The 26,233-nt window shown below is 38.5% G+C and carries 28 protein-coding genes, 1 pseudogene and 1 other annotated feature; of the genes and pseudogenes, 1 reads left to right on the forward strand and 28 read right to left on the reverse strand.

Going from position 1 to position 26,233, the window contains the following annotated elements:
- Window positions 1-69: 69 nt before the first annotated feature.
- The 16 genes from AC27EF_RS09360 to rpmG form a co-directional block, all read right to left on the reverse strand.
- Window positions 70-441, reverse strand: a complete 372-nt coding sequence (locus AC27EF_RS09360) for a PTS glucitol/sorbitol transporter subunit IIA (RefSeq protein ID WP_487110490.1) — start codon at window positions 439-441, stop codon at window positions 70-72.
- A 36-nt stretch (window positions 442-477) separates the two neighbouring features.
- Entirely contained in the window at window positions 478-1,461 is a 984-nt protein-coding gene (srlE, locus tag AC27EF_RS09365; protein ID WP_487110491.1) for a PTS glucitol/sorbitol transporter subunit IIB, read from the reverse strand.
- Window positions 1,462-2,007, reverse strand: a complete 546-nt coding sequence (gene srlA, locus AC27EF_RS09370) for a PTS glucitol/sorbitol transporter subunit IIC (RefSeq protein ID WP_487110492.1) — start codon at window positions 2,005-2,007, stop codon at window positions 1,462-1,464. It lies immediately after the preceding gene.
- Entirely contained in the window at window positions 2,007-2,423 is a 417-nt protein-coding gene (locus tag AC27EF_RS09375) for a transcriptional regulator GutM (RefSeq protein WP_487110493.1), read from the reverse strand. Before AC27EF_RS09375 ends, srlA begins: the two co-directional genes overlap by 1 nt.
- A gap of 222 nt (window positions 2,424-2,645) precedes the next feature.
- Window positions 2,646-3,428: an HAD-IIA family hydrolase gene (locus tag AC27EF_RS09380; protein ID WP_487110494.1), complete on the reverse strand. Its 783-nt coding sequence runs from the start codon at window positions 3,426-3,428 to the stop codon at window positions 2,646-2,648.
- Between the two features lie 26 nt (window positions 3,429-3,454).
- Complete coding sequence (locus tag AC27EF_RS09385; RefSeq protein WP_487110495.1) at window positions 3,455-4,642, reverse strand: sn-glycerol-1-phosphate dehydrogenase; 1,188 nt, start codon at window positions 4,640-4,642, stop codon at window positions 3,455-3,457.
- 14 nt (window positions 4,643-4,656) lie between these two features.
- Window positions 4,657-5,106, reverse strand: coding sequence for a ribose 5-phosphate isomerase B (rpiB, locus tag AC27EF_RS09390; RefSeq protein WP_487110496.1), 450 nt, complete (start codon window positions 5,104-5,106; stop codon window positions 4,657-4,659).
- A gap of 141 nt (window positions 5,107-5,247) precedes the next feature.
- Complete coding sequence (locus AC27EF_RS09395) at window positions 5,248-6,225, reverse strand: sugar-binding transcriptional regulator (protein ID WP_487110497.1); 978 nt, start codon at window positions 6,223-6,225, stop codon at window positions 5,248-5,250.
- Between the two features lie 129 nt (window positions 6,226-6,354).
- Window positions 6,355-6,720 carry a 50S ribosomal protein L7/L12 gene (rplL, locus tag AC27EF_RS09400; RefSeq protein ID WP_412233192.1) on the reverse strand — a complete coding sequence of 122 codons (366 nt, stop codon included), beginning with the start codon at window positions 6,718-6,720 and terminating at the stop codon, window positions 6,355-6,357.
- Between the two features lie 42 nt (window positions 6,721-6,762).
- Window positions 6,763-7,266 (reverse strand): 50S ribosomal protein L10, encoded by a 504-nt coding sequence (gene rplJ, locus AC27EF_RS09405; RefSeq protein ID WP_487110498.1) that lies wholly within the window; start codon window positions 7,264-7,266, stop codon window positions 6,763-6,765.
- Window positions 7,267-7,309: 43 nt separating this feature from the next.
- Window positions 7,310-7,442, reverse strand: a sequence feature (ribosomal protein L10 leader region).
- Window positions 7,443-7,475: 33 nt separating this feature from the next.
- Complete coding sequence (locus AC27EF_RS09410) at window positions 7,476-8,690, reverse strand: MATE family efflux transporter (protein WP_487110499.1); 1,215 nt, start codon at window positions 8,688-8,690, stop codon at window positions 7,476-7,478.
- A 188-nt stretch (window positions 8,691-8,878) separates the two neighbouring features.
- The gene (gene rplA, locus AC27EF_RS09415; RefSeq protein WP_487110500.1) at window positions 8,879-9,571 is read right to left on the reverse strand and encodes a 50S ribosomal protein L1; all 693 of its coding nucleotides are present in this window, start codon (window positions 9,569-9,571) and stop codon (window positions 8,879-8,881) included.
- A 75-nt stretch (window positions 9,572-9,646) separates the two neighbouring features.
- The gene (gene rplK, locus AC27EF_RS09420; protein ID WP_412233198.1) at window positions 9,647-10,072 is read right to left on the reverse strand and encodes a 50S ribosomal protein L11; all 426 of its coding nucleotides are present in this window, start codon (window positions 10,070-10,072) and stop codon (window positions 9,647-9,649) included.
- 90 nt (window positions 10,073-10,162) lie between these two features.
- Window positions 10,163-10,708 carry a transcription termination/antitermination protein NusG gene (gene nusG, locus AC27EF_RS09425; protein WP_487110501.1) on the reverse strand — a complete coding sequence of 182 codons (546 nt, stop codon included), beginning with the start codon at window positions 10,706-10,708 and terminating at the stop codon, window positions 10,163-10,165.
- Between the two features lie 24 nt (window positions 10,709-10,732).
- Window positions 10,733-10,930: a preprotein translocase subunit SecE gene (gene secE / locus AC27EF_RS09430; RefSeq protein ID WP_487110502.1), complete on the reverse strand. Its 198-nt coding sequence runs from the start codon at window positions 10,928-10,930 to the stop codon at window positions 10,733-10,735.
- A 30-nt stretch (window positions 10,931-10,960) separates the two neighbouring features.
- A complete protein-coding gene (rpmG, locus tag AC27EF_RS09435; protein ID WP_274954264.1) occupies window positions 10,961-11,125 on the reverse strand; it encodes a 50S ribosomal protein L33 in 165 nt (54 codons plus the stop codon).
- Window positions 11,126-11,406: 281 nt separating this feature from the next.
- Here rpmG and AC27EF_RS09440 point away from each other — a divergent pair, with 281 nt between their 5' ends.
- On the forward strand, window positions 11,407-12,342 hold the full coding sequence (locus AC27EF_RS09440; protein ID WP_487110503.1) for a DDE-type integrase/transposase/recombinase: 936 nt from the start codon (window positions 11,407-11,409) through the stop codon (window positions 12,340-12,342).
- Between the two features lie 228 nt (window positions 12,343-12,570).
- Here the strand turns inward: AC27EF_RS09440 and AC27EF_RS09445 are convergent.
- The 12 genes and pseudogenes from AC27EF_RS09445 to licT all read right to left on the reverse strand — a co-directional run.
- A pseudogene (locus tag AC27EF_RS09445) lies at window positions 12,571-13,107 on the reverse strand (HAD family hydrolase); the annotation flags it as partial.
- A gap of 267 nt (window positions 13,108-13,374) precedes the next feature.
- A complete protein-coding gene (locus AC27EF_RS09450) occupies window positions 13,375-14,166 on the reverse strand; it encodes an HAD-IIA family hydrolase (RefSeq protein ID WP_487110504.1) in 792 nt (263 codons plus the stop codon).
- 99 nt (window positions 14,167-14,265) lie between these two features.
- Window positions 14,266-14,952: an L-ribulose-5-phosphate 4-epimerase gene (locus AC27EF_RS09455; protein WP_487110505.1), complete on the reverse strand. Its 687-nt coding sequence runs from the start codon at window positions 14,950-14,952 to the stop codon at window positions 14,266-14,268.
- The gene (locus tag AC27EF_RS09460) at window positions 14,946-16,238 is read right to left on the reverse strand and encodes a sn-glycerol-1-phosphate dehydrogenase (RefSeq protein ID WP_487110506.1); all 1,293 of its coding nucleotides are present in this window, start codon (window positions 16,236-16,238) and stop codon (window positions 14,946-14,948) included. The genes AC27EF_RS09455 and AC27EF_RS09460 overlap by 7 nt, the downstream gene beginning before the upstream one ends.
- A gap of 3 nt (window positions 16,239-16,241) precedes the next feature.
- Window positions 16,242-17,669, reverse strand: coding sequence for a PTS galactitol transporter subunit IIC (locus AC27EF_RS09465; RefSeq protein WP_487110507.1), 1,428 nt, complete (start codon window positions 17,667-17,669; stop codon window positions 16,242-16,244).
- 60 nt (window positions 17,670-17,729) lie between these two features.
- Entirely contained in the window at window positions 17,730-18,032 is a 303-nt protein-coding gene (locus tag AC27EF_RS09470) for a PTS sugar transporter subunit IIB (protein ID WP_487110508.1), read from the reverse strand.
- Between the two features lie 21 nt (window positions 18,033-18,053).
- Complete coding sequence (locus AC27EF_RS09475; protein ID WP_487110509.1) at window positions 18,054-18,521, reverse strand: PTS sugar transporter subunit IIA; 468 nt, start codon at window positions 18,519-18,521, stop codon at window positions 18,054-18,056.
- A gap of 4 nt (window positions 18,522-18,525) precedes the next feature.
- Window positions 18,526-20,613 carry a BglG family transcription antiterminator gene (locus AC27EF_RS09480; RefSeq protein ID WP_487110510.1) on the reverse strand — a complete coding sequence of 696 codons (2,088 nt, stop codon included), beginning with the start codon at window positions 20,611-20,613 and terminating at the stop codon, window positions 18,526-18,528.
- A 184-nt stretch (window positions 20,614-20,797) separates the two neighbouring features.
- Window positions 20,798-21,895 (reverse strand): peptidylprolyl isomerase, encoded by a 1,098-nt coding sequence (locus AC27EF_RS09485; protein ID WP_487110511.1) that lies wholly within the window; start codon window positions 21,893-21,895, stop codon window positions 20,798-20,800.
- Window positions 21,896-22,148: 253 nt separating this feature from the next.
- Entirely contained in the window at window positions 22,149-23,216 is a 1,068-nt protein-coding gene (locus AC27EF_RS09490; RefSeq protein WP_487110512.1) for an alpha/beta hydrolase, read from the reverse strand.
- Window positions 23,217-25,121, reverse strand: a complete 1,905-nt coding sequence (locus AC27EF_RS09495) for a beta-glucoside-specific PTS transporter subunit IIABC (RefSeq protein ID WP_487110513.1) — start codon at window positions 25,119-25,121, stop codon at window positions 23,217-23,219.
- An 87-nt stretch (window positions 25,122-25,208) separates the two neighbouring features.
- The gene (licT, locus tag AC27EF_RS09500; RefSeq protein WP_487110514.1) at window positions 25,209-26,051 is read right to left on the reverse strand and encodes a BglG family transcription antiterminator LicT; all 843 of its coding nucleotides are present in this window, start codon (window positions 26,049-26,051) and stop codon (window positions 25,209-25,211) included.
- Between the last annotated feature and the right edge of the window lie 182 nt (window positions 26,052-26,233).

Here is a 26,233-nt window from a genome sequence, read left to right on the forward strand (position 1 = left end):
TTCATTTTTCAGAAAGGGGAAAATTCTTCGGCTCTCACCATCCTCACCTTTCCAAAAGCGTTATAACCTTTAGATAAACTCAATGGTCATTCCAGGCTGCAGATCTGATGGAAGCAGCGGTTCTGTTCCAGTTACTGAAATATATCCCGGAAGCGGAGCTTCTTCTGCCCCCTGAAAACTAATGGTGCAATGTCCCAGCCCCCGAAGAGTTTGATTAGCTTCTGAACCTACTGAAGTCACCTCAAATCCTTTTTCATTAATAATCATTTTATCTCCCGGCTGAATATCCGCAACCAGAGTTTCCACCGAATGAAGGACACACAAATCCAAAAAAGCATCCGGCGCATCTTCGTTAAATAAAATTATAAAATTTGTATCCCGATCTCCAAGAAAATTCAGAGAATCCTTTCCTAAACCTTTAATTCTTGTAAAATATTTCATAAACTTTCTCCTTTTTCATTCACTCTGACCGATACATTATGAATATAAACCTGTACTTGCAACAAACGCAATAATTACTGCCAGCGGTCCTGTGATCAATCTGGAATAAAGCACAGACGGTACACCCAGCTCAATGGTACTTGACTCACATTCTGCAAGACTTAAACCAACCGGTATAAAGTCACATCCCACCTGAGCATTAATTGCAAACAAAGCAGGAAGAGCATACTGCGCCGGAATTTTTCCCATTGCGATCTGAGAGCCAAGAAGCGTACCGACAACCTGCGCGATGACTGCTCCCGGTCCCAATACCGGAGATAAAATCGGCAAGGCACAGACTACGGAAATCGCAAGCATTCCAGGCAGTGTGGAACATAGCGGCGAAATTGTTTTTGCAATAAAATTCCCGGCTCCCGATGCTGTAATAATTCCTAAGATTGTACTGGTAAATGCCATAAACGGAAGAATATTTTTTATGACCATCTCAATTGTTTCACGACCGGCTGCAAAAAACTTACCTACAACCTTACCTACTGCAATTCCGAATCTTGTGATAATTCCAGGCTTTTCCTGGCTCTGTGACCGCTCCGGCTGCGGTTTGGTCTCCGCACTCTTTTCCACCGCCTTGTGCTCTTTGACCTCAGCCTGCTCTTCTGTAAAACTCAGACATGACTCATCTACCGCCGATACATACACATCCGGAGTAATAAATTTTGCCAGAGGACCTGATTGCCCCACCGGATTTGTGTTAATTGTAAATACGCCTTTCTGAGGATAAATTCCGCATCTTAACGTTCCACCACAATCTACAATCGCTACCATAATTTGTTCGTCCGGAACGTTATTTTTATGTCCGTCTACAGGCGTTCCCCCTGTCATCTCCGCAATTTTCTCTGCCAGTGGACATATGCCGCCGATTGCCGTCATACTTAAAATAATATTGCATTCCTCTGTCGGCTGTAATACCAAAGGTCCCCCGAAACCTCCGGATCCCGCTTCTACTTTAATTGCTCGATACATTTATGCCGCCTCCTTTTGTGATTCCATTTTCTGATATTTTCCATGTAAAAATAAGAAAATCCGTTCCGTCACTAATCCACGAATCAAGATGACTACCAATCCGACCAGGAAATAGCGTACTGCCAATTCTCCCAAAGGCAGCCCCAGCTTTTCAATTCCCGCTGCAATTCCCATATATACAAATAATTCACCTGCATTTGCATTTGGGAAAAATCCTAAAACCGGGTGGCAAAAACTAATTGCCGCATCAAAAAACGGTACCTTGTATTTTTCATCCACAAAGCGTCCAAATGTGTAAGCCATCGGGTTCCCAAGACAAATCATTCCGATCAGAGGCAAAAACATATATCTGCATAGCCGATTCCCTGTAATTTTCATACAGAACTTTTCTACTCTGTCTTCTCCCACCAATTTAATAATTGCGTTTACCGCAGTCATCAAACAAATGACAGTGGGAATGATTGATGTTACCCAGCTTAAAAATTGTTTTCCTCCCGTCTGAAACAACGTCATAAATCCATTTGCAAAACTTGAAATAACTTCCATTAGTTTCCTCCTTGTTTTTCATGGGCCAGACGGCTTTCCAAAGCTTCCATTGCCTGCTCGTATCCTTTATAGCATTTTCTTTTTTTCGGTTCCATACTGCGAATCTGCCATAAATATTCATAGATGCTTCTGCCTGTCATTTCCTGGCCTAAAAATTTTGTAACCGGTCGAAATCTTGCCATAAAAGTCATTCCGTCCAACACTTCACTTTTGGTAATCACCCCATTTTTGTCACAGGCAATTACCGCAATATGTCCTCTCGACAACATTCTTCCTTTTTTCTGTCCAATTCCTACCATTCCTGCCTGATTCACTCTATGTACTGCTTTTCGATAATCTTTCACCTGAAAAAATCCCCCCACAGACTGCATCACAAATAAGAATAGCAAGACCCCAAAAATCGGCAAAATTTCCATAGTTGTTTCCTCCTTTCCTTCTCTTCGTAATTTGTAACTACAGTTTAGCAGTTTATTTTTACGTTTGAAACAGATTTTATTGAACATTTGTTTAAATGCTTTATTTTGTACTTCTATATAAACAATTGTTTTTAAAATCGGCTCATCGCAAGAACAGGACGAAGCGCACCTATCACAAAAAGTGGAGGTTCTCTCAACGAACCTCCACTGGTATTAACATTTTTATAACATTTTTGCAATATCGCTCAAGGACTCTACAATCATATCCGGTTTTACATCGCTTTTTTCCACATCATCAGCACTGCTCTCTCCACTTAACACAAGAATTGATGTTACGTCGCTGCCGTCTGCCACCGCAATGTCTGTATACAGACGATCTCCTACAATCGCAATCTCTTCCGCCCGATACCCGGTTTTCTCAATGATGTAGTTCAATGTATGTCTGGAAGGTTTCCCAAAAAATTCAGGAAATCTGCCTGTGGACGCCTCAATAAGCTTTGCCATGGACCCACAGTCCGGAATAAACGTGCCCCCTTCCATCGGGCAGTTCCAATCCGGGTTAATTCCATAATAAGTACATCCATTCCGAACATAGTGACAAGCCTTTGATATTTTTTCGTAGGTTAGAGTCGTGTCAAATCCCAGAATCACGATGTCCGGATTTTCTTCTGTCAACGGCATCCCAAATGCCTGAAATTCTCCGATCAATGACGGAGTACCAACCACATAGATTGATTCTCCCGGATGATGCTTCTTTAAATATTCAATGGTTACATGACTTGAAATCATCATCTGCTCCGGCTGAATTTCAATATCCATTCCTGCCAGTTTATCAATATAAGCCTGCTGGCTCTTTGAAGAATTATTGGTAAAAAAATAGTATTCTCTTCCGGTATCTTTCACTCGATTCAAGAAATCTTTGGTAAAATCAAAGAGTTCTCCTCCTAAATATATTGTTCCGTCCATATCCAGAACGAAACATCGAATCTGATCTACAGGATTCATAGATATGACCCTCCTTTGTTCTCTGCTTATTCGCCTGTTCCGTAAATACGGTCCGTTACCTTTTTGGCAATTTCTTCAATCTTTCCTTTTTCCACCGCCAACTGCAGAATGCTGTATCGGTTCCGCACTTTATATCCATTTAAAATACTCTGATAAAAGAGTTCCCTGTCAATTCCGATTTCTTTCGGAGACACCGGAGCTTCCACTCTGCCAAGCAAATCCTCACAGTAAGCTCTGCTCGGAGCATCCTTTAAGATTTCCTCCGGCACATCGTCTTTCATCAGTTGGAAAATTTCTGCAATCACCGGTGTTGCCATTCCGACCTTAATCCCATGGAGCTCCGGAAATCTGCCTCTTGCAATAAAATCCATCTCCCAATAATGACTCAGCATATGCTCTGCCCCCGAAGCCGGTCTGGAAATCCCAATCAGCCCCATCGCCACGCCGGTTAGATTTAACGCTTCGATCAAAAACAAGATGGCTTCATCTTCCCGTTTTGCCAGTCCATCCACACGGCTGATAACGCGTTCCAATGCTCTTTCCACCAAAGTTACACACGTCTGACAATAATAATCTCCATTTAATTCTTTGGCTAATTTCCAATCCGTCAACGCAGTCAATTTCCCCAGAACATCTCCAAAGCCTGCCTGAATCATTCTCTGAGGCGCATGTTTCATAATCTCCGTATCACCTAAGACTCCATACGGAAGAGTTGCCTCAAAGGAAATTTTCTTTCCGTCTAAAATCAGCGGAGCGCCGTCTGCTACGTATCCGTCCATGGAAGGAGCGGTACATACAATCACATATGGAATGGAGGTTCTGGAAGAAATATATTTTACAGTATCATTTATGCTTCCGGAACCTACTCCGATTAAAAGCTTCGTTCCCCGTTCTATATTCAGCAGCACTTTTCCCACTACCCCTTCATCCGGAATCAAAATATCATCTCCGGAATCCAGAACTAAATTTTTCACTTGAAAATGATCTTCTTCCAGAAGCCCCAGTACCTTTTCTCCTGCCGCTGCAAAGGTATGATTATCACTGACCATTAATATTTTTCCATCATGAAACGGCTCTGCAATCTCCTTTATTTTAGGCAGAACGCCCTTCCCCATGATCAACTTCTTTATGTCCATCCGGTGATGTTTTCCACAACTGCAGTCAAAATTTGCCGTTCCCATCTGTTCCATTGTCATTGTTAAAATTTCATCCATACTCATATCCTCCGTTATTTTGAAAACTCATGTTCATAATGCATGATTCGTTCTACCTTCGGAGTAGAAGGACCATCTTTAAATTCCAGTCCCATCCAGATATCTAGCAGGTACAGAGCCAGCTGCGGAGCAACGACCCTTGCCCCCATACACATCACATTGGCATCATTACTTAAAATGGAGCGTTCTGTAGAAAAAGGATCATGGCAGACGGCAGCTCGAATTCCCGGAACTTTATTGGCTGTCATTGCCATTCCGATTCCTGTTCCGCAAACAAGAATCCCTCGATCGCAGTCACCTTCCGTTACGCCTTGACATGTTTTTACGGCAATATCCGGATACAAAACAGTTTCTCCGGCATCAGCTCCCTGATCAACCACCACATGCCCCTGTTTCTCCAAATGTTCCTTGATTGCTACCTTTAAATCATATGCGGCTTCATCGCACCCCAGAGAAATTTTCATAGTTCTTACCTCCGTTTATATTACTCTTCACGTTGTTTCCCTTTGATGCTTTTATTGTAAGGTTTTATATAGTCATTTTCAATTTAATTTATAGAACATTTGTTTAAATGTTTTTTTTAATCAAGGCATATCCACATTTGCCTACATAGATTCCAGCATTTTATTTGCACATGCCAGGTCGGTAATTAGAACATTAATGTCCCCCGCTTGTATGGCACCCTCTACTGCATCTGATTTATCTCTGCCACCTGCAATTCCGATTCGTATCTCAATATTTTGGAGCTGCTCTTCTTCAATTCCTACAACACGCTCATTAAACTGGCGAAAAGCCTGACGGTTTCCGTGGATATCATAGAAACGAAGGGCAGTCTCTCCAACAGCTCCTTTTTCCATGCACTCTTTTAATATTTTCTCATTCAGATATCCTTCATAAAATAATCCGGTTTTTCCGGCTTCCGGTACACCGATCCCCAGAAGTGCAATCCGCAGTTTATTAAAATAACGATAGATATAGCGGATTGTTTCTTCGTTCAAAAAAATATCCTTTACCTGTTTCGATGAAAATACCGCCGGCGCCAGAAACTGCACATAATCACCGCCAAACTTCTGGGCAAATTCTACTGCAATCCGATTGGATTGTACATCCAGACGATTGGTTCTCTTCTGACTGATTCCTCCATACATAGGAACAAACAGCAGATTTTGACTTCGAAGATCATATTCCTGCTTTACCTGAGTCACATGATGCAGCGTTCTCCCCATGCTGACTCCCACACAATCTCCATCTTCCAGGATATTTGATAAAAATGTAAATGCGGCCTCAGAAAGTCTGTCCCTGTGTTTTTCCTTGGAATCCAGAGGATCGCCCTCTACAACAATAACTTCTCTCAGACGATATTTCTCCTGCAGCTTCTGTTCAATTTCACCAAAATCAAAAACATCCGGATTTATGACTTCGATCTGCACAATTCCTTTACTTCGCCCGAGCTCCAACATCCTGGAAACACTGGTCCTTGACAGTCCGAGTATCCTGCAAATATCAGTCTGATTTCTCCGCTCTATATAATACAAATAACAACATTTGTAAATCAGACGATTGTCATCAATAATCTTTCGCATAGCAGCCTCCTTCTTAACCTATGATATACAAAGATAAGAACCTTACTATATCACGAAAAAAGTGCAGTATCAACTTTTCAGCTAATACTGCACTTTCATTTTCATTATAAAAAGAACTTAAGTCCCTGATTATTTCAGAGTTACTTTTGCTCCCTGCTCTTCTAATTTTGCTTTGATATCTTCAGCTTCTGCTTTAGATGCGCCTTCTTTCACAACTTTAGGAGCTCCGTCAACTAATTCTTTTGCTTCTTTTAATCCTAATCCTGTGATTTCACGAACAGCTTTGATGACTTTAACCTTAGCTCCGCCAACTTCTGTTAATTCAACATCAAATTCGTCTTTTTCTTCTGCTCCGCCTTCAGCGCCTGCTCCTGCTGCAACTACAACACCTGCTGCTGCAGATACACCGAATTCTTCTTCACAAGCTTTTACTAATTCATTTAATTCTAAAACTGATAAACCTTTGATAACTTCAATAATTTCCTGAGTTGTCATTATAATTTCCTCCTAATAATATTCTAATAATCTCACTGATAATTATTCAGCCGCTGCCCCTTCACCGTCTTTTTCAGCAATCTGCTTAATAACACGCGCAAAGTTTGTAATTGGGGACTGAATGCTTCCAAGGAATTTTGCAAGTAATTCTTCTCTTGATGGAATGCTTGCAATTACCTGGATTCCGTCTTTGTCATAGAACGTTCCTTCTACAACACCAGATTTCATTTCAAGAACTTCAATATCTTTCGCATATTTTGCAAGAATTCTCGCAGGAGCTGTTGCATCTGTTTTAGAAACAGCAATTGCTGTAGGTCCTGTCAAATCTCCAGATAATGATTCAAAATCAGTATCTTTTACTGCGAAACGGATCATTGAATTCTTATAAACTTTATACTCAACATCTGCTTCTCTTAACTCTTTACGCATTGCAGTATCCTGTTCTACAGTGATTCCGCGGTAAGAAACTAATACTGCAGACTGAGCATCTGTAAGTAACTCTTTGATCTCATTTACAACTGGTTGTTTTAACTCAACTTTTGCCATTGAAATGGTGCACCTCCTTGATTTATTTTGTGTACCACCGCACTCTTATATCAGAAAAGCCCTCTGTCTCCAAAGACAAAGGGCATAATTAGCATAAAACTAAAACTCTCCTCGGCAGGTTGATCTACGTTGCGCCATGCGGCACCTGCTGTCTTCGGCAGTAATACTGTAATATAATACCACAATATTTTTCTCTTGTCAATTATTTTTTAAAATTTTTTCAATTCTTTTCTTCCATAGTATATGGACAGTACCGCTCCCAGAGACCATCCTACCGGCCATGCCCACCAGATTCCAATATATCCCAACGGAACAGAAAACAAGAAGGATAATACTACCCGGACAATCAAATCGGTAAATGTAGAAATCATAAAAGCTTTCATTACCGCCATTCCTCTCAGAGCTCCGTCATAAATAAATTTAATGCTGATCACCAGATAAAAAGGTGTGACAATGTGTAAAAATCCGGCTCCGACTTTTATTCCATCCAATGAAGCCTTCGTTGCTCCATCCACAAAAAGTCCCATCAGAGATTTTGCCATCAAAAAACCGGCTGCAAAAAACATAACTGCCATTGCCAGAATTATTTTTAATCCGATACTCACACCGTCCTTTACACGATCTGTCTTACCTGCTCCAAGATTCTGTGCAATAAAACTTGAAATCGCATTGGAGACAGTTGTCAATGCCGCCAGTACAAATAACTGAATTTTGAATGCCGCAGAATATCCTGCCACAACCACAGAGCCAAAGCTGTTAATTCTTCCCTGAACAAATAACTGGCCCACCGATACAAAGGATTGCTGCATAATACTTGGCAGAGCAATCGCCAGCACTCTTCCGAGAAGAATCCAGTGAAATTTACGATACTTTCCCGTTTTGATTTTCTGAACCTTAAAGAATACTGTCACAACCGCCAGAACCGAAGCGATTCCCTGCGCAATAAATGTTGCCCAGGCAGCTCCCGCCACTCCCATATTCAGACTCGTCACAAACATAACATCCAAAATTATGTTCAGAACAGAGGAAAAAATTAAAAACAATAATGGAGTTACAGAATCTCCCATTGCTGTAAAAATTGATGTAGCTGCGTTATACAACATCAGGAAAACAACACCCCACACATATATTTTCAAGTATAAAGACGCATCCGAAAAAATGTTTTCCGGAGTTGAAAGCATTTCAAGCATCCCATCACACCCAAAGGTTCCCGCAACTGTCAATATGACACTCATCACCAAAACCGCAATGACAGAGGTCGAAATGGTACTCTTCATTCTTTTATATTTTTTGGCTCCGAAAAAATGGGAAATAACAACATTCATTCCCATTCCTGTCCCCACTGCAAATGCAATAAATACCGCAGTAATAGGCTGAGAAGCTCCCACTGCTCCAAGAGCATTCACTCCAATACTTTCCGGCAACTACACTGTCCACAACGCTGTATACCTGCTGGAAAATCATACTAAAAAGCATGGGGACCATAAAACGCATAATAACCTGAAACGGATTCCCTGTGGTTAAGTCTTTCATCTTCATTTTCCTCTCTTCATTCCAATTTAGGGGGCAAAAATCCCCTCTGTGAATCTCACAAAGGGGAAATTGTTAAAAATTAAGCAAATTTTGTTGTATCAATCTTCACTCCAGGTCCCATAGTAGAAGAAATCGTTACATTTCTAAAATACTGACCTTTTGCTGCAGCAGGTTTTGCTTTGATAATTGCATCGATTAACGTTTGGAAGTTGTCCGCTAATTGTTCTTCTGTAAATGAAGCTTTTCCAACTGGTACGTGGATAATATTGGATTTATCTAATCTATATTCGATTTTACCTGCTTTAATTTCTTTTACTGCATTTGTAACGTCCATTGTTACAGTTCCGGCTTTCGGGTTCGGCATTAATCCTTTCGGTCCGAGATCACGTCCTAAACGACCAACGACCCCCATCATGTCAGGAGTTGCTACAACAACGTCAAAATCATACCAGTTTTCTTTCTGAATCTTTGGAATTAATTCTTCTGCTCCAACATACTCAGCTCCTGCTGCTTTCGCTTCCTCTGCTTTTGCATCTTTTGCGAAAACAAGCACTTTCACCTGTTTGCCGGTTCCATGAGGCAGTACCACTGCTCCACGAATCTGCTGATCTGCCTGACGTCCGTCTACTCCAAGGCGAATATGAGCTTCCACCGTCTCGTCAAATTTCGCATTGGCTAATTTTTTTACTAAAGCAACTGCTTCCTGTGGATCATAAGTATTTGTCTTGTCCACCAATTTTGTAAGCTCTAAATATCTCTTACCTTTTTTCATTCTAAAATACCTCCTGTGGTAATATCGGGAGTTCACCCTCCCACTTTCGTCTTAAATTTTATACAGTGTTCAATACTACTCTTCTACTGTGATTCCCATACTTCTTGCAGTACCGGCAATCATGCTCATAGCCGCTTCAATGGAAGCTGCATTTAAATCTTTCATTTTTGTCTCAGCAATCTGCTGAAGATCAGCTTTAGAAATTGTAGCTACTTTAGTTCTATTCGGTTCTCCGGAACCAGACTGAATTTTACATGCTTTCTTCAGTAAAACTGCCGCCGGCGGAGTTTTGGTAACGAAGCTGAAGCTTCGATCCTGATATACAGTGATTACTACAGGAATAATCATATCTCCCTGATCTGCTGTTCTCGCATTAAATTCTTTTGTAAACTGTACAATGTTTACACCATGCTGTCCAAGTGCCGGTCCAACTGGCGGTGCTGGTGTTGCCTTTCCTGCCGGAATTTGAAGTTTGATATAACCTTCTACTTTCTTTGCCATAATCGTTAACCTCCTGATGATTGTGGTAATTACGGGATAGCCCTCCCACTTTGTCTGAAATAGAAATCTTGCTGTAATTTCTATTCTTCGTTACGCTTTCTTAATATCTAAGAAATCAATCTCCACCGAAGTCGCTCTTCCGAACATATCAACTTCAATGGTAACTGTCTGTTTACTCTCATTGATTGCAGTAATCGCACTTGTTGTTCCTTCCCAAGCACCGGAAGTTACAACAATTATATCTCCAATTTCGACATCGATTTCAACTTTTTCTCTCTTCTCTGTCTCATCTGGTGTTGCTCCAATCTGAATTCCCAATGGTTTCATCTCCGCAGGAGTCAGCGGCACCGGTTTTGATCCGGGACCTACAAATCCTGTGACACCTCTGGTATTTCTCACAACATACCAGGTATCGTCATTCATAATCATATGAATCAGAACATATCCCGGAAACATTTTCCTTGAAACTTGCTTTTTCACACCATTTCTCATTTCTACCACATCCTCAAGCGGTACGCGAACTTCTAAAATCTCATCTTGAAGTTTTCGGTTCTCAATGGTTTTTTCAATATTCGCTTTTACCTTATTTTCGTATCCTGAGTAAGTGTGAACAACATACCAATTTGCCTCTGCCATAAACTCTCCTTACTTCTTACTTTTCTATCCAACCAATGCTTGAATTCCATACTGGATTCCAACATCCAGAACTGCAACAATGATTCCGATAATAATAGCACAGATCAATACAACGACTGTTTCTTTCGCAAGTCTTTCTTTTGTCGGCCAGATAATTCTGCTGAATTCAGCTTTCATTTCCTTAAACCAACTTGTCTTCTTTGCTTTGTTCGTTTTCTCCATGACTTCACTTCCTTAAAAGACTATCGGAAATTATTTTGTTTCTTTGTGTAATGTGTGTTTTTTACAGAATTTACAGTATTTTTTTGTTTCCATGCGTTCCGGATGAGTTTTCTTATCCTTTGTCATGTTGTAATTACGCTGTTTACATTCTGTACATTCTAATGTTACTCTTGTGCGCACAACTTCCACCTCCATTTTGTTTGTTTGTTCATTTGCAATTGTTCTTGAGTTCTCCCACTCTCAAACAGCTGCAAAATAAGGCATAAAAAAAAGACCTTCTTCCAACGCTAAAGTCTAGCGTACTGATTATAGCACGGTTTCTGAGATTCGTCAATGGTTATTCTCTTGCTTCACAATTTTTTTTGTAGGATTACAATACATATGTTACAACTGAATAATTAAAAAGCGAGGACAGGCTCTTTTTGTGTTATATTTGAATCACCACAAAACAAAAATACAGAAAGGAGCATCCTCGCATGGCAAGTATAACACAAGATATGAGGTATCGTCTATCTCTTATTAAATACGCTGAGAAATATGGAGTCACCAAAGCTGCCATCAAATACAAGATCAACCGGCAATATATCTACCGGTGGAAACGCCGTTATGACGGCTCTATCGAATCTCTGCGTAACCGCTCCCGCAGACCGCACCATCATCCTAACCAGCATACTCCACAAGAGATCAAACTCATTACGGATATGCGCAGACGCAATCCCGATGCCGGTCTGGTCATCTTCTGGGTAAAACTCATGCAGCGCGGCTATTCCCGCTCCATTACCGGTTTATACCGTTTTCTGCGTAAACAGGGCATCATGGCAGTCAAACCTGCCAATCCTAAGTACATCGCAAAACCTTATGAACAGATGACTTATCCTGGTCAGCGCATCCAGATCGATGTGAAATTCGTACCATCCGTATGCCTTGTAAACGAAGCAAAAGGACAGAAATTTTATCAATATACTGCGATCGACGAGTATTCCAGATGGCGCTTCGTGGAAGCTTTTGAAGAGCACAGTTCTTATTCCTCTGCACAGTTTCTGGAACATCTGATCAGAGCATTTCCTTGTCCAATCGAATGTGTTCAGACCGATAACGGACAGGAATTCACCAAGCGGTTCGGACCACATGGTGGTTCAGACAAGCCGACTCTTTTTCAGGTTCGCCTCTCAGAACACGGCATCCATCATAAGCTGATACGCCCTTATACGCCAAGGCATAACGGCAAGGTGGAAAGAAGTCACCGAAAAGATAATGAACGCTTTTATGCTACCCATACTTTTCACTCTTTCGATGACTTTGCAAAACAGTTGAAAGTGTATAACCGAAAGGATTATAACAATTTTCCGATGCGACCTCTTGGATGGAAATCACCTCGCGAAGTCTTGAAGAATTATCTGCAGTCAGTGTAACAAATGTTTGACAAACCTACATATTCTCTTGCTTCACAATTTTTTCCAGAGCAGAAATATCTTTTTGCATATCATCCATTTGCCGCTTTTTATAAATTATAATATCTTTTCCTTATCAATCTGCAATCACTTTCTCTGCGGTTAGTTGATTGAAATCGGAAACAATGAGGTCTGCCAAACTCAAATCCTGCTTCACAGCTTCCGGGTTTGCAAATCCTATGCATTTCATCCCAGCTGCTTTCCCTGCACAAATTCCGTTGACAGAATCTTCTATCACAACACAATTTTCCGGTTTGCTTTTCAGCAGGGATGCTGCTTTCAGAAATATTTCCGGCGCCGGTTTCCCATTTTGACACTCTTCTCTACTGACTACCCCCTGAAAATATTGGCGAACTTTCAACATTGATAAATTTGATAGAATGTTTTTTTGGAAGATGAGGACGCCACTGCCATAGGAATTCCCACCTTATGAATCCGATGAATCAACTCCGTTGCCCCCGGAATCGGCTGGAGCCCTTCTTTTAAAATTAACTGATCTCTCTCTTTTTTGGCTTCACACACGTAATATGAAACACTCTCCGACAGACCAAACTCTTCTTTCATCTTTTCCCACATAAATTCATAAGTAGTTCCCAAAAACTGATCATGATAATGCCAATCCACATCAATGCCAAATCTCTGCAAAAGACGGTGCTTTGCCATTACATTCACATACTCAGAATCCGAAATAACCCCATCCATATCAAAAATCACCGCCTCTTTCATCACGTTCTCCTTTCATGTATCTACACGCTAAAACTTTTTTATCTTTTTGTCAATCATTTTCTGTGACCTTTTGACATAAAGCAACTGCCACACAAAACCTTTTCAGAGTTTGTGTGGCAGCTATATTTCAAAAAGAGAGGATTAAAAAATATATGAAAAACTATGTTCTTAGTATATTCAAAAGCTTTCGTATAATCAATATATGAAATCTAAAATTTTATAAACAAATTATAAAGAAAGATAAAATCTTTCATCCATTCTCCTTTCCTACAAAATATTCGTGAGCTCCTCTAGGGAATCTATGATAAAATTTGGTTTGATTGTACTTCTCTTTGTATCTTCTCTGGTACTTTCACCGGTTAATACCAAAATAGAAGTCACTGGACTTCCATCTGCAACAGCAATATCTGTATATAAACGGTCCCCCACAATTGCGATTTCTTCCGGCAAGTATCCTGTTTCTTCTATTATATAATCTAAAGTATGTTTTGAAGGTTTCCCAAAAAACTCTGGCAAATGCCCCGTAGATGCTTCTATCATCTTTGCCATCGACCCACAATCCGGAATAAAATTTCCACCCTCGACAGGACAGTTCCAATCTGGATTAATGCCATAATAAGTACAACCGTTTCTCACATAATGACATGCCTTAGATATTTTTTCATAGGTTAAGGTTGTATCGAATCCTAAAATTACAATATCCGGATTTTGTTCTACCAGAGGCATATCAAATATTTTAAATTCATGAATAAGAGACGGCGTCCCAACCACATAGATACTCTCTCCGGGATGATTCTTTTTTAGATATTGAATCATAACATGACTGGAAATCATCATCTGACGTGGTTCGATCTCAATTCCCATATGTTCCAGCTTATCAATGTATACCTGTTGGCTTTTTGAAGAATTATTGGTAAAAAAATAATAATCTCGTCCGGTTTGATGTACTTTACTTAAAAAGTCTTTCGTAAAATCAAACAACTCATTCCCCAGATAAATGGTTCCGTCCATATCTAAAATAAAACCTTTGATTGATTTTATCTTATCTTCAATTTTCATGCATTTTCTCCTTTTCTGCCGGAAAAGGAACCTTGTTGTAGTGCACAAAGTTCCTTTCCCTTCTTTTGCGTTATAACATTTATTGTAAAACGGCAGTTATTACTGACCGTAATACGCATTTTCTCCATGTTTGCGAAAAAAATGTTTGTCTTGTAAATACTTTGGTGCCGATTGCAACGGTCTTGTTAAATGCTCGGTTCTATACGCCATTTTTGAAACTTCCTCTAAAACCACTGCATTGTGTACCGCCTGAGCTGCATCCTTTCCCCATGTAAACGGTCCATGATTGGCGCATAACACTCCCGGCACATCGATCGGGTCCTTCTCCTGAAAAGTCTGAACAATGACAAGTCCCGTATTCTTTTCATAATCCCCGTTTACCTCTTCCTCTGTCAAACTTCTTGCACATGGAATTTCTCCGTAAAAATAATCTGCATGGGTTGTTCCATAGCACGGAATGGAACGCCCTGCCTGCGCCCATGAAGTTGCCCAGGGAGAATGGGTATGAACAATTCCGCCTAAATTCTTAAAAGCCTTATATAACTCTATATGAGTCGGAGTATCTGAAGAAGGATTTAAAGATCCTTCTATTTTCTCCCCCTCCAAATTCATAACAACCATATCCGAAACTTTTAATTCTTCATAGGGAACACCACTGGGTTTAATGACAAATAATCCCTGTTCCCGATCAATTCCACTAACGTTTCCCCATGTATAAGTAATTAATCCTTTTGCCGGAAGCTCCATGTTTGCTTTATAAACTTTTTGTTTTAACTCTTCTAACATAAAATGACCTCCTCATAGAAATCATAAAACTTTAATAAGCGCATAAAAGTAATTCTTGCTCTTACATACGGAGAAAGGATTGCTGTTTTCTCTTGATAACTCTGATCAAATCCAAGATCCTTCAAAGATTTTACACCTTTTACTTTATCAATCATAGCAGCTAATTCTTCTGCTGTTGGAATCTCGTTAATAATCGCCGCAATTTCTTCTTTATATTGTATTAATTTTTTAGAATTTACTTCATCCAGTAGATTCGGTGTATTTTCTTCCATAATTATTTCATACATACCCGGTTTTGAAAATTTTTCTTTTATGAGTTCTTTTTCTACTGGCATCTGATCTTTTACTTGAACATCAGATGATATCAACTTCTGTGCTGCTTCATGATAAATTTTAGAGGCCAGAACTAAACCAACTCCAACTTTTTCTCCATGATAGAAATCGATAAAATCATTGATAACTTCCATTTCCCACAGATGAGACATATGATGCTCAGCTCCGGAAGCTGGTCTTGAATTCCCAGTCATCTGCATGGCAAGTCCTGACAAAAGCAGACCATACATCAAATCTTCATAAGCTTTCGTGTCTCCGGCAGTCAAACCATCTAAGCTGGCAATTAGACTGTCCAATGCTTTATACTCCATATCACAGATTTCCTCACAAATATACTCTCCCGTCAAAAGATGTGTAATCTTCCAATCTGCCAACGCAGTATATTTCCCCAGTAGATCTGATACTCCCGATGCTGTCAGACGCAAAGGTGCTTTTTTAAAAATATCCGTATCGGCAATGACTACAATCGGAGATACTGCCGTAAAACTTTTTTTAAACCCATGCCATGTCATAGCCGCTACTGTTGATACAAATCCATCAACACTGGCAGCCGTTGGCACAGAAAAAAATGGAATCTTCATTTCATAAGCATGATATCTGGTAATATCATGGATCGTTCCCGAACCCACTGCAATCATTAAATCAATATTTCCGATACCATCTAACTCTTTTTTTGCCGCCTCAACTCCATGCTCATCCGCATGCAAATTTTCAGATTTTAGAATAATTTTTTTCACTTCCGGTACTAATTTTTCTACCCGCTTTCCTGCCGCTTCATAAGTATTTTCATCACAAATCATAACCAAAGATTTTTTTTCTCTATAATCAGGTCTCTTTAAGATTTCCGGTAGCCTATTGATAGCACCGCTGTCGATGATAATATCATCGACAACGATTTCATGTTTCCTTCCGCAGCTGCATGGCTTTAAAAATTCATTTACATCAATCTTCATCTGTTACGCTCCTTTTCCTTCATTCGCCATATCATTTTTATCTGCCTGACGGTCTAAATATTCAATAATCTGTGCTTTTTTCGTTTTATAAACAAAAAATCCAACTGCATATACGGCAACCGCAATGCCAATAAATATCGGACTTCCAGATAAGAATGCCAAGAACACAAAGCCAAGCATTGGCTTCCCTAGAATATTGAAGCTTGTAATCATCGCAGCTCCTGCCGGTATTGCAAATCCGGCATCTCTCGCTACTTCGGTAAACAATGGTGCTGTATATGTACACATTAATAATCCAAGACTAAACCAAATGACTCCCGCTACCAAAATTTTAGACATATTTCCTTTAAACACGGCTACCAATCCCTGTACCATATATGGAATGGCAAGAAGATCCACAACCGGAAGTACCTGATTTCCCGGAAGAATTGTTGCAACCATTACCATAATCGGAATTAATAATAATCCACTGGTTAATGTGGCAGGTTCTCCATATCCAACCGCATCGTTTACTGCAATATACCATTCTCTGTCCCCGGATTTTCCCATAAAAACTCTGGCGGCTTCTGTAATTGGTGCAAATGCCTGCGCAAACATACTTGCAATTTTCGGAAAGATTGCCATAATCGCTGCAGTAGCAATTGCAGCAGTTAGTACATCACCCCATCCCGCAAGAGATCCCAATTTATTAACACTTCCAAGAATTCCAATGAGACCTCCTAAAATAAATCCCAGAGTCATCGGTTCGCCAATAAAACCTAATTTCTTTTCTATGGATTTTGGATTTAATTTTACTTTATTTAATCCCAAAAGATTCAGCAAAGGATCAATCGCTATGGCAAAAATGGCAGGTTCCACATTATGCATCGCGATAATTGTACAGTTTGGATAATTGTAATATTTAGACCACCGTTTTGCTACCAATTCAGAAATCAGTAAACTATAGAGATTTAAAACAATCATACATGCAATTCCCAACACAAAATTATGGGTTTTAAAAATCACCATAGCTCCCCAGACAATGTAAGAATAATTGTTCCACAAATCTGATGGTTGGAAAATATTTGTCCATTTTACAAGGAAAAGTATGGTCTGCAATGCAATTCCAAGTCCCAGATAAATCATACCGGCACTGGTAGCAAAAGCCACCACAGAAGTTGCCTGCCATCCTACGTCAAAAGTATTCAACTCTACTCCCGTAATCTTAGACATAACATCCGACATATTTTGTACCAACGGTGTAATAATCGGTGTATACGCCCCGATAATCAGCGAGAAGCCTTCCAAAGATACTCCCGCATACAAAGCAGATAAAAATGCTTTTGCCGGTTTTACGCGAAAAATCAAGGCAATAATAAAGATGATAAACGGTACAACAATTGCTGATCCGAAATTATCAATCACTGCTTTTAATGTTTCTAATACAACCATAAGTTCCTCCCTTTCTGTTTTTAACACTTATATAATTTTCACTCTTTTTTTATGCGCACCTTATTTTCCAACAGATTTCAGCGCTTCCACAACATCATCAAAGAACTGATCCTCCCCCATTCCCGTGATGCATGCAAACGCATTAACTGCCGGAATTCCATAATCTCCGTCCGGCAGAGGGCTTGTGTGCGTAATAATATCAAACCTTCCGGACTGTGCCAGATTCAGTGCTTCCGTAGGTCTTGCTTCTGTTGTTGATACCGAATAGCCTCTTTCACCTAATTTTTCTTTTAATTTTGCCGCTACCATAGATGATGTTACAGTTCCTGAACCGCATACAGATAAAATATTAACCATTGACATAAATAAACTCCTTTCTCACAGTTACAAACTGTTTTCCTTTTCTTTGATAATCTGAATAATTTGTTTTTTGTCCTCTGTTTCTATAATTTTCGCAAGAACCTTCTGATCCTGAAGTACCATAAGAATCCTTTGCAAAAACACCAAATGTTCTTTGGGGTCTTCCACCGCCAACATAAAAATCAGCTTTGCATTGACCGGTTCGTCTGTGGTGCCCATCTGAAAGAACTGTACCGGCTGTTTCAACACGCCGATGGCCACACCTCCCCTTCTTACATGATCCTTATCCGTATGAGGAATCGCAATCCCGATTTTCCCCATGTTAATTCCGGTAGGAAAATCCTTCTCTCTCGCAATTAAGGCATCCACATAACTTTCTTTACAGTAGCCTTCCGATATCATCTTTCCGCCCATGATCCGAAATACCTCTTCCGAATTTCCGGCATTCAGATCCGGCACAATTAAATTTTCATCTAAATCTTCCCAAATCATTGTCTTACCTCATTTCATACTCAAATTGTTCAATTATTTTATAAATTTCATCCCCCGTACTGCATTTTTGAATCCTGTCCCGAAACGATGGATTGTAAAATAAATTCACCAGATGAAACATTGCTTTTAAATGGGTCTCCTTATTAATAGCACTTAAACAACATACCCATTCAATTGGATCCATCTCTTCTTTCCCAAACGGAATCGGGGTTTTTAATCGAATCAAACTCATTCCGACTTCAAAAGCACCTGCATTTAATGCCTCATGGGGAAGTGCAAATCCCGGTGCCAAAACAATATAAGGTCCATTCTCTATTACATTTTGGATCATTGCTTCTACATAATGTTCATTAATTGCATGGCATTTTAACAGATATTTTGCCGAAGCCCGAATCGCTTCCTCCCAGTCACTGCACTCCACTCCAACCTCAATGGCCTGTGCCGGAAGAAGATCTGAAAGCATCGTTTCCTCTTTTTTCTGAAAAAAAGCATCTACAATCATCTGTATTTTTTCAATTGTTTTCTCACTGGTATCGGATGTTTCCAAAATATCCCGAATACATTCCATGGACTTTAACGATCCTGAATGCTGTTCTAACATTGTATCCCTCGCCGACATCTTAGGCTTAATCTTTGAAAGTCTTTCTCCCACTCGAATGCAGTCCTCATCTGTCAGAAGCGGATCCACCTGGATATATTCAGCTTCATATTCTTCCAACGCTATCGTGGAAATAACTACATCGACATTTTCCATGTTCATATTTTTAATATCATGGGCAGGAATAACATCCAACACATCCAGATGGAAAAATTTCTCAAGCCTTGCCAGAAGAAGCTGTGATGTCCCGATTCCTCCATTGCAAACTAAAATCACAGAATAGCGGATGGTTTCATTTTTATTGCGTTCAATCGCTGCACAAATGTGAACAACGATATATGCAATTTCTTCCTCTGAAAGAGTCCTTCCAATGTATTCTTCAAATACATTTACATTTCGCTCTGTAGCTTCCTTCACTTCCGGATATCGCTGCAGCACTTCATCTACAACACCACTGAGAGCAACCCCATCCCCCATAGTCTGAAATGTAGATTCTAAATGATTAATGAGATTTTCATAGAAAATGTAATCTCCCTGAAGATTTATCTTAATATCCTTGGAAATCTGTTCAATAAACGTTCGTGTAATTACCTGCATCTTCACAATTTCCTGATTGCTGGTTACTTTCCTAATGTACTTTACACGATTTAATATATCTGCCACAAAATATATTTCCGTTTCCGGTACTTCTTTGACAATAAATCTCTCAATTTGATGGATTAACCCTTCTGCCATCGCCCACTTACTATTCTTCTCCTCCATACTTCCTTCTACATAATGTCCCTTTTTTATACGGTACAGAGAAAATTCAAAATAATTTCGGAGCTGCACAAAAGATTGATCTGTCAGAATTCTGCCATAAATATGCTCTGCCTCGTTAATTATCTTTTCAATTCTGGAAATATCCTCTAAATTGATCTCCATATTTTTAGAAAGACAATCTGTTAAATGCTGTATAATCGGCTGTTCTTTAAAAATGTTGCTACCTGATTGGATCATATCCATTAAAAGATTTCTTCGATCTATTTCTCTTCCTTCTAACAGCAACCCTTTGTTGGAATGGGAGAGAACATACAAATGATGTTCTCTGAAAAATGTTTTAACATAGTCCAGATCTTGAATGACAGTGGAACGACTTACAAACTGCCAGTCTGCAATCTCAGATAACGTGATATAATCATCTGTACAAATCAGCAAAACTGCCGTAAAGATATTGCGTTCTTCTCTGGAAAGCTTAAAAGAATAAAAGCCTTCCTCCTGAAGTATTTCCCTTGCCTTTTTAATATCCCTCCTTGTCTCAATCACTCCCCGGTGTCCTAAATTCAGCGGTTCCAGACAATTCTCCATTAAAAATTCGTTAATTTGATTGATATCATATCGAATTGTCCTGCTGGATACTTTAAACATATTTGCTAAATCTTGGATTGATAGAGTCTGGTTATATTCAGTTTTTGTAATTAGCTGAGATAATATTTCTCGAGATCTCTTATTCATTTTTTCACCTCACCTGTAATTGAAGTATAACATTGCCTTATTCAAAAAAACAGTTTGATATATTTCAAAAAAAATGCAAAAAAATATTCTGCCGATAAATTTCTGCAAAAAATATGCAGAAAATTGTACGACAGAATATTCTGTGCCATTTTATATAATTTTATAGAAAATCCTACGGATTTTTCTATTTACCTTCTGTTGTTGTTTTAGATTTTGCTGTTGTTGTCGTCGTTGTAGAAGTTGTGGTTGTTGCTTTATATTTAAATGTAACCTCATCCCACAAATCCTGATCAACAGACTTTTCATCATCCCATTGCTTATCCGCGTCTTTGGTCCATTTCTTATAGACTTTCTCATATGCCGCCTGCTGTTTTTCCTGGAGCAATGTAGATTTATTGGTTGCCATCGCTGACTTGTCATTTGGATTCAGCATCTTAATAATCACATAAGCATCGTCTGTCTCAACAACACCGCTCACCTGATTCTTCTTCAGTTTTGCTGCTGCCGCTTCAAACTGATCTCCTAACTGAGATTTTCCCTTTGTGTAGGATTCTTCATTATCTGTATTGACACTGAATTTTTTCGCCACAGAGCTGACACTCTCGCCGTTTCTAATCATTTTCAATGCAGATTTTGCCTTTGTTAGCTGATTTTTCTTTTCTTTGGCTGTCATGTCTTTTTCTTTTCCGGTCTTACTATCTGTTGTTTTCTTTGTAAACACCAGTTTATATACTTTCACAGTCTTTGCTTCTTCGTCTGTAACAGAGACCTTGGCTTTATCAATAATTGCCTGCATCACTTTGCTTGCAATCGTGCTTTCTTCATATAGCTTTGTAATCGTGTCTTTGTCTGCCTCTGTCTTTTTCATGACTTTCTTTCCGGTCTCATCTTTCACAAACGCATCGACATTTTCTTTCACCTGTGATTTTTCATCTTTTGTAAGTTTTACTTTATAATCATCTGCATGAGCCACCAGCACCTTAATCTGTTTTAACTGATTAATAACGCTGCTCTTAATGGACTGCTGCATGGTAATTTTCTTACCTTTGCTGTCCGTTCCCACTTGAACAGACCACATGTCGTCTCCAAAGTAAGATCCATATTGGGCTTCTGCCTGATACTGCATGATTCTTGCATACACATGAGCCTCCTGAAACGTAACTTCTTGTCCCGCATACTCAAATAAAGTCTTTTCATTCTTGCTTTTGCATCCTGTAAGAAGAGAAGCAGTGAAAGCAAGAACCGCGGTTAGACAAAGCAGTCTCTTTGCTAATTTCTTCATTTCATTATCTCCTTCATAAAATACATAGTTACATTTTACATATCTGCCAATACGATACAGATATAATATCCGGCGCTTATTATACCACAAAGCTATCGAATTATCAATGAATTCAGGGAGTTCACACAATGTTCAATTTTTTCAATTATAACTGGATAAAATATAAAAACAATCCCCTCTGGCACAACTTTGTAACCAAAGGGGAGGGTATATTGTCTGATTTACAATAATTTTATTTTTATAATCTACAAATCTACAGATCCTTAATATCTTTCGCCATTTCCAAAATCACATCTTCTGCCTGCGGCATAACTCCAATCATATCAAAAAAGCCATGATCACATCCCTGATATCTTATTGTTCTTTTTAGCTTGCCACTTTCTGCACATCTTTTAGTAAATATATCTGTACTGAATCTTAAAAAATCATACTCGCCTACTACCGTAATGATTGGTGGAAAATCAGATAAATCTTTCTGGTAAATAATTGATGCATATGGATTCTCAAATTCTTCTTTCCCCAAATACAATTCCCTCATCATTTTCCCGGAATTATCTAATCTCTTCATTCGTCCAATAACATATATTTCTTCATCTTCTGGAATATCATAATAACTCACATCCCATGGATTTTCTGAATTGTTTGAGTTGTTAATATCACAACATGGATAAATCTCGAACAACAAACGAATTTTATGTTCTTTATCTATCAAGGCGCATGCATTTGCAATACTGGCACCTGCACTGTCTCCAGCAACCACTATTTTGTTTTTATCTCCGTTCAATTCGTCCGCATATTCATAAATCCAATTTAAAATCTCAGATACATCTTCAATTCCTGCTGGAAATGGATTTTCTGGTGCTAACCGATATTCTGGAAAAATAACACATGCCTGAGCTTTCTCCGCTATGAATTTACATTGATTCTCAAACTGTGTATGATCGCCTGTCATAAATGCTCCACCATGAATGTATAGAACAACCGGCATATTTTCTTTATTCTTAGGATAATAAAAAAATGTATTAATATAATGTTCATTTACTTGAATTAATTTCTGCTTTGTATTAATTGCACCTTCTGTCAGATCATAATTCTTTTTATCCGGTCTGTAACGTTCCTCGTATAATTGAAACGTATCAATAGAAAATTCTGTTGCTAGCTTTTTAATTTTATCTTTCGCCGCTTTCAACATTCTTGGATCCATTCCTGATGTCTTTTCGATTTCTGGAATAGGTTTTATGATGAAATCTACGCCATTTTCCGTTACAGTTTTAGAATCATTCTGTAATCTCGTCACTAATTCTTCTTTATACTTCCGCATCTAATTCTCCTTTGCTAATGTTATAAAAATCAGATCTCCTGCTATAGTTTCTTCTCCTTTCGCTAACATTTGTATATCTTCATAATCCTGTGTATTTGAAATTGCCATAATAGTTGTTTCATCGATATTATTTTTTTCAAATACTGTCTTATCATATGTTAATACTTTCTGTCCTTTTTTTACAGTATCTCCTTCTTTTACAAAAACTTTAAATCCCTCGCCTTCTAAATTCACAGAATCAATTCCAACATGCATTAAAACTTCTGTTCCTTCTTTGCTTTTAAATGCCATTGCATGTTTTGTCTGAAATACAGATGCGACTTTGCCATCGACTGGAGAATAACAAACTCCATCATTTGATACAATTCCTATAGTTTTTCCGATCACTCCTGTTGAAAATACTTCGTCCTTAATATCTTCTTGTTTTACAATCTTTCCTGATGTCACACTGACAATTTCTGAGTCATTGACATTTCCATTTAATATAATTTGTGCTGAATCTGTATCTTCCACAAAATCTTCATCATAATCATCATAAACACTGTCATCAAATCCTAAGATCCAGACAGCAATCATTGTAATACCAATCGTAAGTACTGACGTGATGATCGCATGCTGTAAATTGCTTGAATATTTTGCACTATAATATCCTGGAATTCCTACTACTGAAAACAATCCAAATGCGAAAACTTTTAAATGTACAATTCCTGCATAAATTCCTGCAATTGTTGATCCAATGATCGTAGCATATAATGGTTTTTTCATTTTAACACTGATTCCATATAATGCTGGTTCTGATGTACCACCAAATAATCCAGAAATCGCTGCCGGAATTGCTAACTGGCGTAATTTAGAATTCTTTGTTTTTAATAAAACTGCTAGTGCAGCTGCTCCCTGAGATAATGTGAAACATAAAAATACAACTAATACAAATTCATCATATCCAACTTCTGCTATGGATGTCATTGCTACTGGAATCAATGCAAGATGCATACCTGTCATACATAAGAAACTTGTTACAAGTAATGTTAATGCAAGTGCAACCCATCCTGCTTTTGCAAAAATTGCCTGTAATACGACTGCTAATCCCTGTCCAAAGATTGCTCCTGCGGGTCCTGTTACAATTAATGCGATCGGTGTCATAAATAAAACAATTAATAATGGTCTGAATAAATGTACCACAACTTCTGGCAGGATCTTATCGATAAATTTCTCAATATATGACATCACCCATACCGTCAGGATAATTGGTACAACAGTTCCATTATAACTTGTCTGTGTCACTGGCAGTCCTAAAAAATGAATCGCCATATGTTGTTCCTGTGTCTGCGTTACCATACTTACAAAATCAGGATGCAATAACACTCCAGCAATTACAATCGCCAATACTTCATTGCATTGAAAGCGTTTGGCAGATGTATATGCAAGAATAATTGGCATGAAATAAAAGACTGCATCTGATGCTGTACTTAATAACGCATATGTCTGACTTTGTTCTGGAAGCAGATTCAGCATAGAACAAATTGTCAATAATACCTTGATCAGACCTGATGCTGCTAATGCTGGAACTAACGGTGCGATACAACCAGAAACCGTTTCCAAAAATCTGTTTACAATATTTCCTTTGGCTTTCTCCTGTTTCTTTCCTGCTCCTGCAATTCCATATTCATCCTGTATTGCTTTGCATAAATGAATCGCTTTAGGTCCTACAATAACCTGATACTGATCTCCAACAATTGATGTTCCCATAACACCATCAATTTTCTTAATTGTCTCTTCATCATATTTTGATACATTTTTAATATACATTCTTAATCTCGTCGCACAGTTTGTAATTAACTTGATATTTTCGGCACCTCCCGCTGCCTCTATGATTTTTCTTCCTAAAGTTTTATTATCGCTCATATTATTTCTCCTTAAAAAATAAGAAACCAAGGGTCCACAAAGACTCTTGGTTTCGCCGATTTGAATTAATTAATCGTTACAATCCAATTATTTTTTACTTTTCGTTATAATATTTTCAATATGTACTGTTAAATATAACTGTTCTTCTTTGGATATCTTATAATTGTACTTATTATCCACAAATTTCACAACTGACTGGGTACAATTAAACGCCTTTTTATATTGTTCTTTTACAATATGATATAATGGATTGTTATCATCTGTATATTGCTTGTTTTCTAAAAACAGCCTCTGGGCAAAAAACTTCAAATGTGTGATAAATCGATAATAATACACTGATTCCTCATCAAAGTCCAATCCCATCTGATATTTTACAATGTTCGTAATCTCTTTTACAAGCTTCATGATACCAACCATTTTGGAAGACTCCATGTTCTGCTGTGCATTTACAAAATGAAATGCTATAAAGCCTGCTTCGTCTACTGGCAGTTCTACTTTCAGCTGATTTTTAATAATCTCCAATGCCTGGCATCCAATCTCATATTCCCTGTTATAAAATCGTTTAATATCCAATAATAATGGATTTGGAACCTGCATTCCATCCAGATAACGCTTTACCGCCATATAAATATGATCTGTCAATGAAATGTAGATATTATCATCTATTTCTGCATCCAAATATTTCTTCGCCCGTTCAATAATACAATTACTGGCTTCTAAATATTTTGCAGGAATATCCAATAATATTTCTTGAAATTTCATTGAAAAATCTTTATTCGATGGAACAAATTGTTTCTCCACTTGTTCTGCATCAATGCAGTCTCCTGCTTTCTTGTCATAAGTAATTCCTTTCCCCATGACAATGATTTCGTTTCCAGTTTTATCTGTTACGACAGCTACATTATTATTAAGTTTTTTCTTAATTTTCATGTATGTCCCTTTCCAAATGATATATTCCAAGACTGGCCTCATCTTTTCTTATATCCGTTTCAGCAAATTCATGCCAAAATAAAAAATGACCCTATAATTTATGTAATAACATATACTATAAAGGTCATGCTTGGCTTCACAATCGCAATCCAATTTAAATGTCTAATAAAAACAGAGTATCG

Source organism: Anaerostipes stercorihominis (assembly GCF_057535655.1).

Bases quoted from the DNA above. Each gene is read 5' to 3' on its own strand.
- AC27EF_RS09475 (WP_487110509.1), bottom strand. From the start codon at position 18,521: ATGATTTGGGAAGATTTAGATGAAAATTTAATTGTGCCGGATCTGAAT.
- srlA (WP_487110492.1), bottom strand. From the start codon at position 2,007: ATGGAAGTTATTTCAAGTTTTGCAAATGGATTTATGACGTTGTTTCAG.
- AC27EF_RS09485 (WP_487110511.1), bottom strand. From the start codon at position 21,895: ATGAAGAAATTAGCAAAGAGACTGCTTTGTCTAACCGCGGTTCTTGCT.
- rpmG (WP_274954264.1), bottom strand. From the start codon at position 11,125: ATGGAGGTGGAAGTTGTGCGCACAAGAGTAACATTAGAATGTACAGAA.
- licT (WP_487110514.1), bottom strand. From the start codon at position 26,051: ATGAAAATTAAGAAAAAACTTAATAATAATGTAGCTGTCGTAACAGAT.
- rplL (WP_412233192.1), bottom strand. From the start codon at position 6,720: ATGACAACTCAGGAAATTATTGAAGTTATCAAAGGTTTATCAGTTTTA.
- AC27EF_RS09460 (WP_487110506.1), bottom strand. From the start codon at position 16,238: ATGAAGATTGATGTAAATGAATTTTTAAAGCCATGCAGCTGCGGAAGG.
- AC27EF_RS09380 (WP_487110494.1), bottom strand. From the start codon at position 3,428: ATGAATCCTGTAGATCAGATTCGATGTTTCGTTCTGGATATGGACGGA.
- nusG (WP_487110501.1), bottom strand. From the start codon at position 10,708: ATGGCAGAGGCAAATTGGTATGTTGTTCACACTTACTCAGGATACGAA.
- AC27EF_RS09495 (WP_487110513.1), bottom strand. From the start codon at position 25,121: ATGAGCGATAATAAAACTTTAGGAAGAAAAATCATAGAGGCAGCGGGA.
- AC27EF_RS09450 (WP_487110504.1), bottom strand. From the start codon at position 14,166: ATGAAAATTGAAGATAAGATAAAATCAATCAAAGGTTTTATTTTAGAT.
- rplJ (WP_487110498.1), bottom strand. From the start codon at position 7,266: ATGGCAAAAGTTGAGTTAAAACAACCAGTTGTAAATGAGATCAAAGAG.
- AC27EF_RS09440 (WP_487110503.1), top strand. From the start codon at position 11,407: ATGGCAAGTATAACACAAGATATGAGGTATCGTCTATCTCTTATTAAA.
- AC27EF_RS09465 (WP_487110507.1), bottom strand. From the start codon at position 17,669: ATGGTTGTATTAGAAACATTAAAAGCAGTGATTGATAATTTCGGATCA.
- AC27EF_RS09480 (WP_487110510.1), bottom strand. From the start codon at position 20,613: ATGAATAAGAGATCTCGAGAAATATTATCTCAGCTAATTACAAAAACT.
- rplA (WP_487110500.1), bottom strand. From the start codon at position 9,571: ATGAAAAAAGGTAAGAGATATTTAGAGCTTACAAAATTGGTGGACAAG.
- rplK (WP_412233198.1), bottom strand. From the start codon at position 10,072: ATGGCAAAGAAAGTAGAAGGTTATATCAAACTTCAAATTCCGGCAGGA.
- AC27EF_RS09360 (WP_487110490.1), bottom strand. From the start codon at position 441: ATGAAATATTTTACAAGAATTAAAGGTTTAGGAAAGGATTCTCTGAAT.
- srlE (WP_487110491.1), bottom strand. From the start codon at position 1,461: ATGTATCGAGCAATTAAAGTAGAAGCGGGATCCGGAGGTTTCGGGGGA.
- AC27EF_RS09395 (WP_487110497.1), bottom strand. From the start codon at position 6,225: ATGCGAAAGATTATTGATGACAATCGTCTGATTTACAAATGTTGTTAT.
- AC27EF_RS09385 (WP_487110495.1), bottom strand. From the start codon at position 4,642: ATGGATGAAATTTTAACAATGACAATGGAACAGATGGGAACGGCAAAT.
- rpiB (WP_487110496.1), bottom strand. From the start codon at position 5,106: ATGAAAATTTCTCTGGGGTGCGATGAAGCCGCATATGATTTAAAGGTA.
- AC27EF_RS09470 (WP_487110508.1), bottom strand. From the start codon at position 18,032: ATGTCAATGGTTAATATTTTATCTGTATGCGGTTCAGGAACTGTAACA.
- AC27EF_RS09490 (WP_487110512.1), bottom strand. From the start codon at position 23,216: ATGCGGAAGTATAAAGAAGAATTAGTGACGAGATTACAGAATGATTCT.
- AC27EF_RS09375 (WP_487110493.1), bottom strand. From the start codon at position 2,423: ATGGAAATTTTGCCGATTTTTGGGGTCTTGCTATTCTTATTTGTGATG.
- secE (WP_487110502.1), bottom strand. From the start codon at position 10,930: ATGGAGAAAACGAACAAAGCAAAGAAGACAAGTTGGTTTAAGGAAATG.
- AC27EF_RS09455 (WP_487110505.1), bottom strand. From the start codon at position 14,952: ATGTTAGAAGAGTTAAAACAAAAAGTTTATAAAGCAAACATGGAGCTT.